This is a genomic window from Mesorhizobium sp. B4-1-4 (genome assembly GCF_006439395.2).
GTDB lineage: Bacteria > Pseudomonadota > Alphaproteobacteria > Rhizobiales > Rhizobiaceae > Mesorhizobium.
Genome location: NZ_CP083950.1, coordinates 2,585,794 through 2,602,620, shown reverse-complemented (window position 1 = coordinate 2,602,620; position 16,827 = coordinate 2,585,794). Strand labels below are relative to the sequence as shown.

At 63.9% G+C, this 16,827-nt stretch carries 16 protein-coding genes; 11 read left to right on the top strand and 5 right to left on the bottom strand.

Annotated features, from left to right (window positions below; translation table 11 throughout):
* Window positions 1-9 precede the first annotated feature (9 nt).
* Window positions 10-1,008 (bottom strand): ABC transporter permease, encoded by a 999-nt coding sequence (locus FJW03_RS12570; RefSeq protein ID WP_140609012.1) that lies wholly within the window; start codon window positions 1,006-1,008, stop codon window positions 10-12.
* Window positions 1,009-1,068: 60 nt separating this feature from the next.
* Complete coding sequence (locus FJW03_RS12565) at window positions 1,069-1,812, bottom strand: ATP-binding cassette domain-containing protein (protein ID WP_140766438.1); 744 nt, start codon at window positions 1,810-1,812, stop codon at window positions 1,069-1,071.
* Window positions 1,813-2,266: 454 nt separating this feature from the next.
* Between FJW03_RS12565 and FJW03_RS12560 the strand changes: the two genes are divergently transcribed.
* Together FJW03_RS12560 and FJW03_RS12555 are read left to right on the top strand one after the other, a co-directional pair.
* Window positions 2,267-3,256, top strand: a complete 990-nt coding sequence (locus FJW03_RS12560; protein WP_140695131.1) for a sugar-binding protein — start codon at window positions 2,267-2,269, stop codon at window positions 3,254-3,256.
* A gap of 189 nt (window positions 3,257-3,445) precedes the next feature.
* Complete coding sequence (locus tag FJW03_RS12555) at window positions 3,446-4,228, top strand: FadR/GntR family transcriptional regulator (protein ID WP_140766420.1); 783 nt, start codon at window positions 3,446-3,448, stop codon at window positions 4,226-4,228.
* Between the two features lie 252 nt (window positions 4,229-4,480).
* On the opposite strand, the gene FJW03_RS12550 is transcribed toward FJW03_RS12555, so the two are convergent.
* On the bottom strand, window positions 4,481-5,419 hold the full coding sequence (locus tag FJW03_RS12550) for an NAD(P)-dependent oxidoreductase (RefSeq protein WP_140766419.1): 939 nt from the start codon (window positions 5,417-5,419) through the stop codon (window positions 4,481-4,483).
* 118 nt (window positions 5,420-5,537) lie between these two features.
* Here FJW03_RS12550 and FJW03_RS12545 point away from each other — a divergent pair, with 118 nt between their 5' ends.
* Window positions 5,538-6,434 carry an NAD-dependent epimerase/dehydratase family protein gene (locus FJW03_RS12545; protein ID WP_140766418.1) on the top strand — a complete coding sequence of 299 codons (897 nt, stop codon included), beginning with the start codon at window positions 5,538-5,540 and terminating at the stop codon, window positions 6,432-6,434.
* A 102-nt stretch (window positions 6,435-6,536) separates the two neighbouring features.
* Window positions 6,537-7,313 (top strand): FadR/GntR family transcriptional regulator, encoded by a 777-nt coding sequence (locus tag FJW03_RS12540; RefSeq protein WP_140766417.1) that lies wholly within the window; start codon window positions 6,537-6,539, stop codon window positions 7,311-7,313.
* A 14-nt stretch (window positions 7,314-7,327) separates the two neighbouring features.
* On the opposite strand, the gene FJW03_RS12535 is transcribed toward FJW03_RS12540, so the two are convergent.
* Window positions 7,328-7,618, bottom strand: coding sequence for a DUF3175 domain-containing protein (locus FJW03_RS12535; RefSeq protein ID WP_140609000.1), 291 nt, complete (start codon window positions 7,616-7,618; stop codon window positions 7,328-7,330).
* A gap of 160 nt (window positions 7,619-7,778) precedes the next feature.
* Between FJW03_RS12535 and FJW03_RS12530 the strand changes: the two genes are divergently transcribed.
* From FJW03_RS12530 to FJW03_RS12500, 7 genes are all read left to right on the top strand, one after another.
* Complete coding sequence (locus FJW03_RS12530; RefSeq protein WP_140766416.1) at window positions 7,779-9,008, top strand: MFS transporter; 1,230 nt, start codon at window positions 7,779-7,781, stop codon at window positions 9,006-9,008.
* A 156-nt stretch (window positions 9,009-9,164) separates the two neighbouring features.
* Entirely contained in the window at window positions 9,165-10,199 is a 1,035-nt protein-coding gene (locus FJW03_RS12525) for a LacI family DNA-binding transcriptional regulator (protein ID WP_181173326.1), read from the top strand.
* A 224-nt stretch (window positions 10,200-10,423) separates the two neighbouring features.
* Window positions 10,424-11,551: a sugar ABC transporter substrate-binding protein gene (locus tag FJW03_RS12520; protein WP_140608996.1), complete on the top strand. Its 1,128-nt coding sequence runs from the start codon at window positions 10,424-10,426 to the stop codon at window positions 11,549-11,551.
* A gap of 75 nt (window positions 11,552-11,626) precedes the next feature.
* Window positions 11,627-13,174 carry a sugar ABC transporter ATP-binding protein gene (locus FJW03_RS12515; RefSeq protein ID WP_140766415.1) on the top strand — a complete coding sequence of 516 codons (1,548 nt, stop codon included), beginning with the start codon at window positions 11,627-11,629 and terminating at the stop codon, window positions 13,172-13,174.
* Window positions 13,171-14,151 (top strand): ABC transporter permease, encoded by a 981-nt coding sequence (locus FJW03_RS12510; protein ID WP_140766414.1) that lies wholly within the window; start codon window positions 13,171-13,173, stop codon window positions 14,149-14,151. Before FJW03_RS12515 ends, FJW03_RS12510 begins: the two co-directional genes overlap by 4 nt.
* Complete coding sequence (locus FJW03_RS12505; RefSeq protein ID WP_140766413.1) at window positions 14,148-15,134, top strand: ABC transporter permease; 987 nt, start codon at window positions 14,148-14,150, stop codon at window positions 15,132-15,134. Before FJW03_RS12510 ends, FJW03_RS12505 begins: the two co-directional genes overlap by 4 nt.
* Before the next feature lie 2 nt (window positions 15,135-15,136).
* A complete protein-coding gene (locus tag FJW03_RS12500) occupies window positions 15,137-15,685 on the top strand; it encodes a gluconokinase (protein ID WP_140608988.1) in 549 nt (182 codons plus the stop codon).
* Here FJW03_RS12500 and FJW03_RS12495 read toward each other — a convergent pair.
* The gene (locus FJW03_RS12495; RefSeq protein ID WP_140766412.1) at window positions 15,680-16,822 is read right to left on the bottom strand and encodes a hypothetical protein; all 1,143 of its coding nucleotides are present in this window, start codon (window positions 16,820-16,822) and stop codon (window positions 15,680-15,682) included. The genes FJW03_RS12500 and FJW03_RS12495 overlap by 6 nt on opposite strands.
* Window positions 16,823-16,827: the final 5 nt, after the last annotated feature.

Genomic DNA, 16,827 nt, shown 5'->3' with positions numbered 1-16,827 from the left:
GACGCGCTCTCAGTCGCTGCGCCTGAAATTGCGGATGCGGTCGAACAGCACCGCCAGCAGGATGGCGCCGCCGATGAAGGTGCCTTGCCAGAAGGCATTGATGCCGAGCAGGCCAAGGCTGTTGCGGATCACCTCGATAAGCGCCGCGCCGACAATGGCGCCGAAGGCTGTGCCGACGCCGCCGGCCAGGTTGGCGCCGCCGATGACGGTGGCGGCGATCACCTGCAGTTCCATGCCGGTGCCGAGATTGGTGGTGACGGCGCCCAGCCACCCGGTCTGGATGATGCCGGCAATGCCGGCCGACAGCGCCGAGATCATATAGACGGCGACCTTGATCTGCTTCACCGGGACGCCGGTCAGCGTCGCCGCATGCTCGTTGCCGCCAATGGCGAAGATATGCCGGCCGAACTTGGTCCAGCGCAGGATGAAGCCGGTGATCAGCGCCAGGAGGATCATATAGAGCACCGGATTGGCGATGCCGAACATCCAGGCGCCGCCGCCCAGCGCCAGGAGCTTGTTGTGGTCCGGGCCGAACTGGAAGACGACCGTGTTGTTGGAGGCGACCATGGCCAGGCTACGGGCAATGGACAGCATGCCGAGCGTGACCACGAAGGGTGGAAAGCCGAGATAGGCGATCAGGAGGCCATTGAAGGCACCGATGGCGAGCGCGGTGGCGATCGAGGCCAGGATGCCGACCTCGATCGAATAGCCGGCGTGCATGGTCACGGCCAGCACCATCGAACACAGGCACAGCACGGACCCGACCGACAGGTCGATGCCGCCGGTGATGATGACAAAGGTCATGCCGAGCGCGACAATGGCGACGAAGGTGATGTTGCGGGTGATGTTGTAGAGGTTCTTCGAGGTGGCGAAGGCGTCGGTGGCGAACGACAGGAAGACGCAGGCCAGGATAACGGCAATGACCACCCAGAAGGTCTGGCTGGAGAACAGACGCGACAGGAAAGTGTGCTGCTTCTGCGCTATCGTCTGGTCAAGGGTGACTGCCATTATCGTTCTTTCCTGCCAGCGCCGATGCGTGCCGGCGTGGTGAAATGCGGTTTTTCGCCATCATGCCACCTGCTCGATGGCGCCGGTGATCAGCCCGGTGACTTCCTCGGGCGAACTGGACGCGATCGTCTTGTCAGCGACCTTGCGGCCGCGCCGCATGACGATGACACGGTCGGCGACATCGAAGACATCGGGCATGCGGTGACTGATCAGCACAACGGCAATGCCCTGATCGCGCAGATGGCGGATCAGGTTCAGCACTTCGGCGACCTGCCTGACCGAGATCGCCGCCGTCGGCTCGTCCATCAGCACGATCTTGGCTTGGGACAGCATGGTGCGGGCGATCGCGACTGCCTGGCGCTGGCCGCCCGACATCTGCTTGACCAGGTCACGCGGCCGCGTCTCCGACTTCAGTTCGGCGAAGAGCTGGCCGGCGCGCTTGTACATGGCGGCATAGTCGAGGATGCGGAACGGACCGACGCCGCGCCGCAGCTCGCGGCCGAGATACACATTGGCGGCGGCCGTCAGATTGTTGCACAGCGCGAGGTCCTGGTGGACGATCTCAATGCCGTGCTGGCGGGCTTCCGCCGGCTTGTGCAGGATCAGTTCCCTGTCGTCCATGCGCATGACGCCATGACTCGGCCGGAAATTGCCGGCGATCATCTTGACCAGCGTCGACTTGCCGGCGCCGTTGTCGCCCATCAGGCCGACGACCTGTCCGGGCTCGATCGACAGCGACACGTCATTGACCGCCTGGATGGCGCCGAAATGCTTCGAGATGTTGGTGAGTTCGAGAACCACCACCAGCCTTTGCCTCCCCGTGCCTTGCCGCATGCCCATGGCCGGCGCAGCCTTTTTCGCTTTCCTCCAGCTCCTCCCTGGAACAGCGATGCCGTCATTTACGCAAATGGCCGCGCGGGCGTCAATTGTCGGATGAATAGGAACCGGCAATTGTCAGATGAATACTGCGATGCTGTTTTGAAAAATCCGTTTTGTAGGACAAATTGCAATTGACGTTGACGCTTCGCCGTTATTAGCTTGGCGCCGGAGGAAGACATGCCGTCTCCCTGACGCCATCATTGCCGGCGGGAGCGGCTGAAGATTATCGATCGTGCTGGCGATTGCCGGTCCGCTCGCATCTGAAAATGCTTATCGGCCTGGCTTGGTGGCACGAGCGCTCGCGCCTTTGTCATCTCGTATCCGGGCTGGTTCGTGTGGCGGGCACGCCGTGTCCGTCTGTTTCCAAGGGAGGACTGACATGAGGAAAACAGTTTTGCTCGCCGCCGTCGCCGCCATGGCGCTGGGCGCCGGGCCGGCTCTGGCCAAGAAGCAGGTCGTCATCGTGGTGAAAGGTCTCGACAATCCGTTCTTCGAGGCCATCCATCAGGGGTGCGAGAAATGGAACAAGGAAAACGCCAGCGCAGAATATGAATGCTTCTACACCGGTCCGGCGTCGACTTCGGATGAGGCAGGCGAGGCGCAGATCGTGCAGGACATGCTGAGCAAGCCCGATACGGCGGCGATGGCGATTTCGCCGTCCAACGCGCCGCTGATCGCGCAGACGATCAAGAGCGCCAACCCGACGATCCCGATCATGACCGTCGACGCCGACCTGACCAAGGAGGACGCTGCCCTTCGCAAGACCTATCTCGGCACCGACAATTATCTGATGGGCAAGAAGATCGGCGAATACATCAAGAAGGCCAAGCCGAAGGGCGGCACGATCTGCACCATTGAGGGCAATCCGGCTGCCGACAACATCCTGCGCCGCGCGCAAGGCATGCGCGACGCGCTGTCCGGCAAGGAAGGACTTGCGGCTTTGGCAGGTGAGGGTGGCTGGACCGAAGTGGCGGGTTGCCCGGTGTTCACCAATGACGACGGCGCCAAGGGCGTGCAGGCGATGACCGATATCCTTGCCGCCAATCCCAAGCTCGACGCATTCGGCATCATGGGCGGCTGGCCGCTGTTTGGGGCGCCGCAGCCCTACCGCGACCTGTTCGGGCCGTTGAAGGACCGGATCGCCAAGAACGACTTCGTCATAGGCGCCGCCGACACGATCGGCGACGAGGTGGCGATCGCCAGGGACGGCCTCGTCACCGCGCTGGTCGGCCAGCGGCCGTTCGAGATGGGCTACAAGGCGCCGTCGGTGATGATCGATCTGATCAAGGGCACCAAGGTCGCGGATCCGGTATTCACCGGTCTTGACGAATGCACCAAGGACACAGTCGACACCTGCATCCAGAGGTAGGTTTCGACTCCGGGGGTGCTCGGAAGCGAGCGCCCCCGTTCTATCGAAGTCTTCAAGAAGACGCTGTGGTTTGGAGCCTCTGGCTCCGGCTTCGACGCGTCCACAGTTTGGATTTTCGGCTACAGGATCGGCGCGCCTGCGTAGGTTCGGATCAATCCGGACGACAGCCGGCCGACTATTGGAACGTGGATGCCGCACGAGAAGGCGAAGGGAAAAGCCAGCCAGGCCAAGGCGCCAGCGGGTCGCGACCAGCTTGCCGTGCGCAGGGCGGATGCGGCGCACTTTCCCGGGTTCAGCGTTCATGCTTCGCTCGCCAGCGAGATTGGTCTCCGGATCGTGCGCGGCGACTATCCGCCCGGCAGCATCCTGCCCAACGAGGCCAGATGGGCCGAGACCTTCAATGTCAGCCGCTCGGCGGTGCGCGAGGCGATCAAGATGCTGATGGCCAAGAGCCTTTTGGCATCAAGGCCGAAGATCGGCAGTTGGGTCGAACCGAGGGAACGCTGGAACCTGCTCGACCGCGACGTGCTTGGCTGGTACGCCACGGCGCCCGATCGCGAAGCGTTCCTGCGCACCGTGCAGGAGTTCCGCCACATCATCGAGCCGGAAGCGTCCGCCTTCGCGGCCATGCGGCGCAGCGACGAGCAGATGGCCGAGATCAGCCTAGCCTGCCGCGAGATGGGCGAGGCGTCGAGCCTGCCGGAGCGCATCCGCGCCGACACCCGCTTCCACCTCGCCATCCTGCGGGCCTCCGGCAACGATCTTCTGGTCCCGCTCGGCGTGCTGATCGAATCCGCGCTCGACCATCTTTTCGTCTTCACGACGCGACAGGTCGGGGACCAGGGGCGGGCGCAGAAGCTGCACGAGGCCATCGAGAAGAACATCCGCCTGCGGCGTCCGGCGGCGGCCCGCAATGCCGTGCACAAGCTGCTCGCCGACACCGATGAGAGGATTGGAAGAGGGCGGCGGTGACCCAAGGCAGGTGGTGGAGGTGGCTCACGACATAGGTTGGCGCTGCCCCTCATCCGCCTGCCGGCACCTTCTCCCCGTAAAGCGACGGGGAGAAGGGGGCCAATCGCACCCTCTGCGCTTTTTTCAAAACGCCGACGATTGGCGAAATCGCAGATGACGGCGTCTTTCTCCCCGTCACTATACGGGGAGAAATGTCCGGCAGGACAATGAGGGGCAGCGCAGCCTTTGTTAGAAGTGTCAGCGTCCAGGCTCTCAAATCGTCTGTTTCTTGCCATCCTTCGTCGGCATCAGGTCGACGCCGTTGACCTTGCCGATATGGGTCGCCAGCATCGGCACGAACTGCTCGGCCGGACCTGTGGCGTGAGCGCCGGCGAAGGAATTCTTGGTGGCGTTGCCGAGCGGGTTGGCGATGCCGGCCGCACCCGCCATGGACTCCAGATAGGTCAGGTCCTTGAAGGCGTTGGCGACGGTGAATTTGTGGGCGTCGCGGTCGCCTTCCAGCGTCCAGCGCATGAAGGTCTGGTAGAAGGGGCAGTCCATGCGGCCGTTGCGGATGACGCTGTCGAAGCGCGGCGGCGAGATACCGACCTTTTCAGCCAGTGCCAGCGCCTCGGAATAGATGGCGGCGTAGCCGAGCGAGATGAAATTGTTGAGCAGCTTCATGCGATGGCCATCGCCGGTGTCGCCGATATGGACGATGCGGCCAGCCCAGGTTTCGATCACCGGCTGCACCCTGGCAAAGACGACGTCGGGCGCGCCGACCATGGCATCGAGCGTGCCTTCCCAGGCTTCCTTCGGCGTGCGGCTCAACGGCGCGTCGACATAGTCGATACCAAGGGCCTTGAGTTCGGCCGCAAGGGCCACGGTGGAGACCGGGTCCGAGGTCGAGCAATCAACGAGGACCGAGCCTTTCTTCAAGCCTTCCTTGAGGCCGCCGGGGCCGCGGATGATGGCTTCCACTTCGCGCGAACCGGTGACGCAGATAAACACGATATCGGATGCCGCCGCTACGTCGCGCGACGTCGACGCTTCCTCGGCACCTCGGCCCAAAAGGTCTTCCGCCGGTTTGCGGTTCTTGCGACCAAGGAATGTCAGGGGATAGCCCTTGTCGACGATGTTCTTGGCGATGCCGTGTCCCATCAGGCCAAGGCCGATGAAGCCGATCTTTTCGCGCGCGGCGGTGGTGTTCATGTCATCCGTCCTGTTGGGATTATCGATAATTGCGCTGTCGTTTTAGCCTTGAGCGGTTGCGAAATGCAATATTGTCTGACAATAGACGGGAATTCCAGAGCCTGTGATGGAGACCAGAATGACGAAGCGCATCATGTTCACCGGCGGCAGCGGCAAGGCTGGACGCCATGTCGTGCAATATCTTGTCGAGCAGGGCTGCCAGGTGCTCAACATCGACACCAGGCCGCTCGACAATCCCAAGGTCCGCACACTGATCACCGACATCACCGACAGCGGGCAGGTATTCAACGCGCTGTCGAGCTATATGGGCCTGCATGAATTCGATCCGTCGCTGCGTCCCCAGCCGGTCGATGCCGTGGTGCATTTCGCCGCCATCCCGCGCATCATGATCACGCCCGACAATGAGGTGTTCCGCATCAACGCGATGGGCACCTATAACGTCATCGAGGCCGCGGTGAAGCTTGGCATCCGCAAGGTCATCATCGCCTCTTCAGAGACGACCTACGGGCTGGTTTTCGCCAACGATCCGCGCAATCCAACGCATTTCCCGCTCGACGAGGAGTATGACGTCGACCCGATGGACAGCTACGCGCTATCCAAGATCGTCAATGAGAAGACGGCGCGTGCCTTCGCGCTGCGCAGCGGCAGCGATATCTATGCCTTGCGCATCGGCAATGTCATCGAGCCGCATGAGTATTCTCTATTCCCGAAATGGTTCGCCGATCCGGGTTTCCGCAAGCGCATTGCCTGGAGCTATATCGATGCGCGCGACCTTGGCCAGATCACGCTGCGCGCCATCGAGAAGGATGGGCTCGGCTACCAGGTGTTCAACGCCGCCAATGACGACACCTCGTCGGACTTGCCGACGGCGGAACTGCTCAAGCGCTTTTATCCCGGCGTGCCGGTCAAGGGCGAGCTTGGCGAATACGAGACGCTGCTGTCGAACCGCAAGGCCCGCGACATGCTCGGCTTCCGCCCGGAGCACAGCTGGCGCAAATATGTGAAAACGGCCTGAGCGAGCGAGCAGGCGGGGCTGGGTTGTGCATAGCGGCGGGCTTTGCGGCCCAACCGCCCGCGGGTGCTTGACAGCTTCCGCAAACCGGCCTTTCTGAAGTGTATGCGGGACGCAAAGCCGAACAAGGAAAAATCGCCGAAAAAGGCGACAGCCGCCGAACGGTCCTCCGGTGTTCGCCGGCCCGACGCAGCGCGGATTCCTGGCGCCAGCGTGCACACGTCGCTGGCGAGCGAAATTGGCCTGAGGATCGTGCGCGGCGACTATCCGCCCGGCACCATCCTGCCCAATGAAGCGAAATGGTCGGAGACCTTCAGCGTCAGCCGCTCGGCAGTACGCGAGGCGATCAAGATGCTGATGGCCAAAAGCCTGCTTGCCTCACGCCCCAAGATCGGCAGTTGGGTCGAGCCCAAGGAGCGCTGGAACCTGCTCGATCGTGACGTGCTCGCCTGGTACGCGACCTCGCCGGATCGCGAAGTGTTCCTGAAAACCGTGCAGGAGTTCCGCCATATCATCGAGCCGGAAGCGACGGCATTCGCCGCCATGCGGCGGACCGACGAGCAGATGGCCGAGATCAGCCAGGCCTGCCGCGAGATGGGGGAGGCGGCCAGCCTGCAGGAGCGCACGCGTGCCGACACGCGCTTCCACCTCGCCATTCTGCGGGCCTCCGGCAACGACCTTTTGGTGCCGCTCGGCGTGCTGATCGAATCCGCCTTCGACCATCTCTTCACCTATACGACGCGGGCGGTCGACGACCTGAATTACGCGCAGAAACTGCATGAGGCGATCGAGAAGAACATCCGCCTGCAGCGGCCGGACGCGGCCCGCGCCGCGGTGCGGAAACTGCTCGCCAACACCGACCACGTGATCAAATCACGCTAAGCCCGAGCTGACCGCTAATCCTCTTTTTCGCGGCCGAAGGCCACGCGAAGTTCGTCCTTGGCGCGCTCGAGCACTTGTCTGCGTGCGGCGGGCAGGTTCTTGCCGGCGCGGTTGATGTAGAAATTCAGCATCGACATGGCGGACTGGAATGGTTCGGCCTTGCGGCGATGACTGTGTTCGGCCGAGCGCTTGAGCGACGCAGCGATCTTCTTGGCATCGTCGGATTCGAAGATGTGATCCTCGAGATCCATCGCGTTGCTGTGCTCGGTCACTTCGGCCGACCATTTCTTCTTGGTTGCGGTCATGACGGGGCTCCTTTGCAGGGTTGCTGGTCGCAAAACTCCATGGATTGGCGTCGGTTCCCGCGTCCCGCCTGCTCTGGAGCCACCGATTTGCCCGCCGTGGCGCTGCTGTAGACCCAGAATGCGCCGATAGTGGCGGCAACGGCAGCCGACAGGAAACGCCTTGACCCGAACCGACTTGAGCCGGCCACTCCCCGGTATCGACAGCTCCTATGCCTGGATGCGGCTCGCCATCTCGATGCTGCTGGCGACGATCGGCGGCGTCGGCATGTGGGCCGTTGTCGTGGTGCTGCCCGCCGTGCAGGCCGAGTTCGGCATCGACCGCGCCGCGGCATCCATGCCCTACACCGCGACCATGGTCGGCTTCGCCGCCGGCAACGTGCTGGTCGGTCGGGCCATCGACCGCATGGGCTACTGGATGCCGGCACTGCTCTCGTCGGTCGCGCTCGCCGCCGGCTTCCTGCTCGCGGCGCTGTCGACATCGATCCTGCAATTCACCCTTGCCCAGGGGGTGCTGATCGGTGTCGGTACGTCAGCGATCTTCGGCCCGCTGATTGCCGACATCTCGCACTGGTTCAACCGTCGGCGCGGTGTCGCGGTGACCGCGGCCGCGGCCGGCAACTATCTTGCCGGGACGATCTGGCCGACCATCATGCCCACGCTGATGAAGGCGGAAGGCTGGCGTTTCACCTATGCGGCGATCGGTATCGTTTGCCTGGTGACCATGGTGCCACTGGTGCTGATGCTGCGGCGCGGCGCTCCGGAAGTGGCCGCCGCCGGTTCGCCAGGAAGCCGGCTGGTGCAGCCGATCTCCCTGTCGCCCGCGGCGCTGCAGGTGCTGCTGGTCGTCGCCGGCCTGGGCTGCTGCGTGGCGATGTCGATGCCGCAGGTGCACATCGTCGCCTATTGCATGGATCTCGGCTACGGCGTGGCGCACGGCGCCGACATGCTGTCGATCATGATGGCGGCGGGCGTCGTCAGCCGGCTTGCCTCGGGCTTTGTCGCCGACCGGATCGGCGGTGTGAAGACCCTGCTCATAGGCTCGGTGCTGCAGTGCCTGTCGCTGTTCTTCTACATCCCGTTCGACGGGCTCGCTTCGCTCTATGTCGTCTCTCTGGTCTTCGGCCTGTCGCAGGGTGGCATCGTGCCTTGCTACGCGATCATCGTGCGCGAATACATGCCCGCCAGGGAAGCCGGCCAGCGCATCGGCATCGTCATGATGGCGACCATCTTCGGCATGGCGATCGGCGGTTGGATGTCGGGCTGGATTTACGACCTGACCGGCTCCTACGCCGCCGCATTCCTGAACGGCATCGCCTGGAATCTGCTCAACATACTGGCCATGGTGCTGGTGCTCTGGAAGGCAAAGCACAGGACCGCCGTAGCGGTCTGAGGCAAGGGAGGGGCGTGGCCCTCGATCGCCTCGGCTTGACAATGGCCAGTCGCTGAGCGACGCCAGAGGCCAAGGGGCGCGGCAGCAGGCCGGTGAGATGACGACAGCTGGAATGATCGTATTGCAGGCGCGCTTCGGCGGCCATGCGCACGGGCCATGGCCTTGATCAAGCCGCGCTCGCGCCGCGGAGGCGGCCGCCCGACCATAGCGGACGTCGCGCGCAAGGCCGGCGTCGGCGCCATCACCGTGTCGCGCGCGCTGCGCGAGCCGGAACGGGTCAGCCAAGATTTGCGCCGCCAGATCCAGGCCGCTGTCGACGAACTCGGCTATGTGCCGGATCCCAATGCGCGGGCGCTTGCTTCGGCCCGCGCCGAGGTGTTCGGCGTGCTGGTGCCGTCGCTTACCAACAATGTCTTCGCCGAGGTGGTGCGCGGCATCTATGACAGCCTGTCGGACAGCCCGTTCCGCATCCAGCTTGGCAACACGCATTATTCCGGGCTGGAGGAAGAACGGCTGCTGCAGGTGTTCGGCTCCCAGCGGCCCGCGGCGCTGATCGTGGCCGGCATCGACCAGACGCCAGCCTCGCGAAAGCTGTTAGAGACTGCCGGCTGCCCGGTGGTGCAGGTCATGGAGACCGGGCCCGATCCGATCGACATGATGGTCGGCTTCTCGCATCTCGACGGCGGCAGGACGGCGACCGAACATCTGATCGAGGTGGGGTATCGCCGCATCGGCTTCATCGGCGCGCGCATGGATCCGCGCTCGCAGCGGCGTCTGGCCGGCTACCGCGGGGCGATGGAGAAGGCCGGCCTGTTCGATCCGCGTCTGGTAACGACCACGCCGGTGCCGTCCAGAGTATCGCTTGGCCGCGAACTGTTTCGCGATGCCCTGGCCAAGATGCCGACGCTCGACGGCGTCTTCTGCAACAATGACGACATCGCACTCGGGGTGCTGTTCGAATGCCACCGCGCCGCGATCGGAGTGCCGAACACAATCGGCATCGTCGGCTTCAATGATCTTGACATGATGCAGGTGGCCTTTCCTTCGATCACCAGCGTCCGCACACATCGTTATGAAATCGGCAGGCGCGCGGTCGCCATGGCGCTGGCGGCGATCGCCGGTAACAGGCCGCAGGAGCGGATCGTCGACCTCGGCTTCGAACTGAAACGGCGCGAGAGCACGGCACGCTGAACACGCTTTCGAGAACGCCCCCGAATGGTGCTTTACACAGCGCCATGGTAGCGCTACCATTATTCCTGAACAGAGTGTTGAGCCTCAGGCGCCAAGTCTGTTTATTATACATAAGCAACAGCTAAAGCTTGTTTATTATGGATAATATGAAGGGGCCAGCCGGAAACGCGGAAATTCCATAAAACTGAAACGACAAATCAGAACTGCAATCGGGAGGATTATCGATGATCAAGTCACTTGTCGGTGGCATCGTTGCCGCCAGTGCGTTCGTCATGCTCAACTCGGCCGCCATGGCCGCCGGCCCGGAGATCGTCTCCGGTCCCGCCGCCCAGGCCGACTGTTTCGCGCCGTGGAGCGCGGACACGAAATTCTTCAAATATCCGAAGAAGGAAGGGCCGTACCGCATCGCCTTCGCCAATGGCTATATCGCCAACACCTGGCGCATCCAGATGGTGCAGACGGCCAAAGCCTATGCGGCGCAGCCCGACGTCAAGGCAAAGATCAAGGAATTCAAGGTCGTGTCGACCGGAGAGGATGTGCCGGCGCAGATTTCGGCGATCAACAATTTCATCGATTCCGGCTATGATGCCATCGTCACCGACGCGCAGAACCCGACCGCTTTCGGCCCGGTCATCAAGCGCGCCAAGGAAGCCGGCATCGTGCTGGTCGCCTTCGACAACATCCTCGACACCAAGGACGCCATCAACGTCAATGTCGACCAGAAGGGCCTTGGCGAATTGTGGGCCAAATGGCTGGTCGAAAAGGTGCCGAATGGCGGCAAGATCCTGGAAGTGCGCGGGGTGGCCGGCACCTCGGTCGACACCGACCGCCACAACGGAATCCACGAAGTGCTGGATGCTTCCGGCAAGAAATGGGCCGTCACCGAAGTTGCCGGTAAATGGGATGACGGCGTGGCGCAGAAGGTGACCGCCGACGCGATCGCCACCAACGGTCCGTTCGACGGCATCACCGGCCAGGGCGGCGACACCGGCATCGTGCAGGCGATGATCGACGCCAAGCATCCATTCGTGCCGTTCGGCGGCGAGACCGAAAACGGCTTCCGCAAATTCTGCGCGGCGCATTCGGCCGACGGCTTGAAGTGCACCTCCGCCGGCTCCGGCCCGGCCCAGGTCGCCGTCGCTATCAAGACGGCCATCGCGGCACTCGAAGGCGAAGTGGTGCCGCAGGAGGTGAAGCTGCCCCTGGCTGTCGCCACGGATCCGGACATGAAGGAAGGCACGGATTACTTCCCGAAAGAGTCGGACAACTTCTTCGTCGGCAATTCCTTCCCGACCTGCGGCATCAATTTCAGCGCCCAGGAAATCATGGGGCAGACCAAGGAAAACCAGTAATCGCTGGCCATCGTCTGGCGCCGCGGCTCACCCCTCGGCGCCAGCCTGCAATCCCATGATCGCCCTGGAGGGTTGATGGACGGTGCGGCTCCTCTCTTTCGCATGGAAGGTATTTCCAAGCGCTATGGCGGCGTGCGCGCGTTGGAAAAGGCCGAACTTTCAGTTTCCACCGGCAGCATCCATGCCATCCTCGGTGAAAACGGTGCCGGCAAGTCGACGCTGATCAAGGTCGTGGCCGGCGTCGTGGCGCCCGACGAGGGCCGCATGCTGTTGGATGGGCGTGAGGTGACCTTCGCCTCGCCGGCGGCGGCAAACCAGGCCGGCATCGTCTGCATCTTCCAGGAGCTCTCGCTCATCCCTGAGCTCAGCGTCGCCGACAACATCGTCATTTCCGACCCGCCCAAGCGCTTCGGCATGATCGACCGCAAGGCCCAGCGCCGCATCGCCGAGGACGCGCTGGCACGGGCGGGCGCGGCCGACATCCATCCGCTGGCGCTGGTCAGGGACCTGCCGCTGTCACGCCGGCAGATGGTCGAGATCGCCAAGGCGCTGGCCAGGAAGCCGCGCATCCTGATCCTTGACGAAGCGACCTCGGCGCTGACAGCCGGGGATGTCTCGAAGATATTCGGTGTCCTGAAGCGGCTGCGTTCGGAAGGGCTGGCGCTGCTCTATATCTCGCATCGCATGAACGAGATCGCCGAACTCGCCGACCAGTGCACGGTGTTCCGCAATGGCCGTAACGTCGCCAGCTACAAGGCCGGCTCGAAGAGCGACAACGAGGTGGTCGAGCTGATGATCGGCCGCGAATACAGCCACATTTTTCCGCCCAAACTGCCGGCGGCTCCGGCCAGTGCCGCCCCTAGGCTCGAGGCGCGCAAGCTCAGTTGGACGGACCGGCTGGACAACATCTCGCTGAGCGTCAGGGCAGGAGAGGTGGTTGGGCTTGGCGGCCTCGACGGCCAGGGCCAGCGTGAATTGCTGCTCGCTTTTTTTGGCGTACTGCGCGGTCTGTCCGGTCAGATCCTGATCGACGGCAAACCCGTTGCGATCACCAGTCCCGCCACGGCGCGCGAGGACGGCATCGGCATGGCGCTCATCCCCGAAGACCGTAAGACCGAGGGCCTGATGTTGCCGATGACGGTGCGCGAGAACCTGTCTTTCGCCTCGCTCGACCGGCTGTCGAAGGGCGGCATCATCGACCGCGCCGCCGAACAGCGGCTGATAGACGATATGGTTGGCCTTCTGGCGATCAAGACCGCCGGTCTCGACATTCCGGTCGGCGCGCTGTCGGGCGGCAACCAGCAGAAGGTGGTCATCGCCAAATGGCTGATGCGCCAGCCGCGCATCATCCTGCTCAACGATCCGACGCGCGGCATAGATGTCGGCACCAAGCAGGAGATCTATCAGCTGATGCGCAAGCTGGCGGATGCCGGGGCGGCGATCCTGTTCTATTCGACAGACTATGACGAGCTGATCGGCTGCTGCGACCGGGTTCTGGTACTCTATGACGGAGCGGTCAAGCGCGAACTGGTCGGCGCCGAGATCACCGAGCGGGCGCTGATATCGAGCGCGCTCAACATCCATGGCGAGGAGAGCCCGGTGGGCCTGGGAGCGGAGGCGTGAAGGATTGGCGCTACTGGCTGGCCGAGCAACGTGGAACGCTGCTGGCGCTCGGCATCTTTATTGCCATGTTCGTCATCTATACCTCGAACCATCCGGCCGGCTTCACCTCCAACGTGGTACAGACGGCGGCGAACAAGGGCGTGCTGCTTGCCTTCGTCGCCATGGCGCAGACACTGGTGGTGATCACCGCCGGCATCGACCTGTCCGTCGGCATGATTTTTCTCCTCACCAACTGCCTGGCTTCCTGGCTTGTGGTGGGCACTCCGATCCAGACGGCGCTTGGCGTGCTTGCCGTGCTAGCGGTCGGCCTTCTGTGCGGCGCGATCAACGGCGCCATCGTCATCTACGGAAGGCTGCAACCGATCGTCGCCACCATCGCCACGGGGGCGATCTATTACGGTATCGGCCTCCTGCTGCGGCCCTTTCCGGGCGGTTCGGTCAATGAGGACCTGGCCGATGCGTTGACGGGCCGCGTGTTCGGCGTTGTGCCGGCGAGCCTTGTCGTGCTCCTCGCCATCGTGCTGGTGATCTGGGGGCCGTTCAGCCGCTCGGTGCTTGGCCGCGCGGCCTACGCGGCGGGGTCGTCGGAGACTGCGGCCTATATGTCCGGCGTGCCGATCCGGCGCGGCAAGTTCGCCGCCTACACGCTGGCCGGGCTGCTGGCGTCGATCGGCGGGCTGTTCCTCACCTTCTTCACCTATACGGGCGAGGCGGCCTATGCCAGCGGCAACGCCTACACGCTGTTCTCGATCGCCGCCGTGGTGCTGGGCGGCGTCTCGCTGTTCGGCGGCAAGGGCAGTGCCGTCGGGGCCATTTTCGGCGCGCTTGCCTTCCGCACGATCGGCGATTTGTTGTTCGTCTTTGATTTCGATCCGCTCTGGCAGCCCTTGTTCCAGGGCATTATCCTGCTGGTCGCGGTCAGCCTCGGCGCCTTCGCCCTGTTTCGGGTCCGCAACCGGCTGGAGTGGTTCCTGTGAGCGAAACGACGCTTGGCGGCATTGCCGGCCGCATGCCGAAATTCATCCGGCGCGCCGATCCGGCGGTGCTGACGGCCTTTGCCTGCATTGTGCTGCTGCTGTTGCTGGGCAGCCTCTATTCGCGCAGTTTCCTGTCGCCTGAATATCTTTTGCAGCAGCTCAAGGTGGCCTCGTTCCTGGGCGTCATCGCGACCGGCATGATGCTGGTCATCCTGCTTGGCCAGATCGACCTGTCGGTGCCATGGTCGGTGGCGGCGGGAGCGATGATGGCTTGCGCGGCCGCGGCCTACGGTCCGGCCGGCGTGGCACTGGCCATCCCGTTCGGCATCTTCTGCGGCGTGCTGATCGGCATCGTCAACGGCATCGGCGTCGCCTATCTGCGCATCCCCTCGATGATCATCACGCTCGCCACCAACGCCGTCGCGCAAGGGCTGATGGTCGTCTATACCGGCGGCTTCTCGCCACAGGACTCGGCCACGGGCGCCATGCGATATCTTGCGACAGGCTTTACCATTCCCGGCGTTCCCAACGCGGTCATCATCTGGGCGCTGATCGGTGCGGCGATGGTGTTCGTGCTGACCCGCACCGGCTTCGGCCGCACCGTCTACGGCATCGGAAACCGCGAGCGCGCGGCCTATCTCTCCGGCGTCGATACGCGGCGCGTGGTGATGATCGCCTTCGCCGTCTCCGGCGGGCTCTCCGCCTTCGGTGGCGTGCTCCTGGCCGGCTACGCGTCCAAGGCGGCACAATCGATGGGCGACGCCTACCTGCTGCCGTCGATCGCCGCCGTCGTGCTGGGCGGCACCTCGATCCTGGGCGGGCGCGGCTCCTATCTTGGCACCGTTGCCGGCGTCATCCTGATCACGCTGCTGCAATCCATCCTGTCGGTCATGCAGATGCCGGAAGCCGGACGGCAGATCATCTATGGCGTCGTCATCGTGGCCATGCTCTTGCTTTATGGCCGCGCGCCGGCAAGCCGCTGACAGTGGATGAAGAGGCAGCACAGGCGCCGACGGGCGCTCCCGGCTCGGCGCCTCCGGCCATCGTGGTGATGGGCGTCGCGGGCTGCGGCAAGTCGGCCGTCGGCACCGCGCTGGCCGCTGCGCTGGGTGCGGCCTTCATCGAAGGCGACGGACTGCACCCGCCTGAGAATGTCGCCCGCATGGCACGCGGCGAGCCGCTCACCGACCAGCTGCGCGAAGGCTGGCTCGATGCGATCGGCGAGCGCATCGCGGCGTCGGTTGGCAGGGGGCAAGGCGTGGTCGCCGCCTGCTCGGCGCTGAAGTGGGGTTATCGCGCTCGCCTGCGCCGCTTTTGCCCCGACATCGTCTTCCTCTATCTGGAGATCGATCCCGCCACCGCCAGGCGGCGCGTCGGCAACCGCAAGGGCCATTTCATGCCGGCGAGCCTTGTCGACAGCCAGTTCGCCATCCTCGAACCGCCTGGGGTGGAGGAACGCGCATTGACGCTCGACGCGACGCGCCCGGTCGACGAACTCGTCACCGACGCGGTCCGTTCGATACGCCGGTCATGAGGCTTCTTCGGCGCCGATCCCGACGCTTGGAGCCGCCTCTGTCAGCCGCTGGCGCCCGGACCAGGACATCATCTGCTCGGGGCAATGTTTCAGAGCCTGCAGCAGACAGTCGCGCTTCAGCAGGATGTAATGCGCCTGCAAGGCAAGGTTCTTCGCTCCGTCCCTGGCTGGGTCTGTCGCCGATGTCGCCGGCAGCAGTTCGGGGCTGATCACGGCGCGGTAGTCGCGGAAGGGAACCGTCTCGAAAGTCGACATGGCAAACAGCGGCGTCTTGCTTCTGGCGGCGAAATTCGCCGGTGCCGAGGCCAGGTGCGTCCAGCCGCTCTCCCCCATGGCGGCCTCGGTAAAGGTCGAGCCGGCATGGATGGTGTTGGTCATCAGCACAACGCCGTTCTGCCTCAGGATCTTCTGGATGCGGATCGTGACCTGATAGGCGTCATGGCGATCGAAGACGATCCGGCTTTTCAGGAACCGGTTTTCGACACGGACCATCGCCGGGTTGAGGAAGCGCAGGCCGAAAGGCGTTTCCGACACGCCATGCGTGTTGACGCTCACCTGATGCGCTTCGATGCCGGCCTCATGCAAGGCGCGCTTGCCGATGATGGTCTGGGCGGTGAACTGATCACACCAGAGGATGGCGCCGTGGCCGCGCCGCAGGGCGGCCTGCAGTCCGTCGAGCCCCTCCAGCCGGATCACAGGTGACCAGCGTCTGGCAGCCAGATGTGCGGCAAGCTGCAAGCGGCGGCGATGGTGGGCGGCGAGCAAGGCCTCGAACAGCTTGCGCGCGTCGATGCCGTCACCAAGCACTGCGCGCACGGCGCCGGCATAGCCGGAAAAGTCCTTGCGCATATGGCGCTTCTGGCGAAGCCGGGACGCCCGGTCGCAGATCGGCGCCCACCAGCGCACCGGCAGCACCGCCGCGACCGCCAGATAGAAGACGGCAAGCAGGCCTTCGCGAAAATCCCGGTTGGAAAAGCGGCGCAGCCTGCCGGGATGAACCAGCTTGCGGCTGAAGAAACGCACATCCTCGGCATATTCCGGGACAAAGATGTCGGCGATGATTTCAGTGCGAAAGCTGGCAGCCGATGGCTGCTTGCGGGCGGCTTTTCGGGATTTCGTAAACCTCGGCAGCCTCATCCACC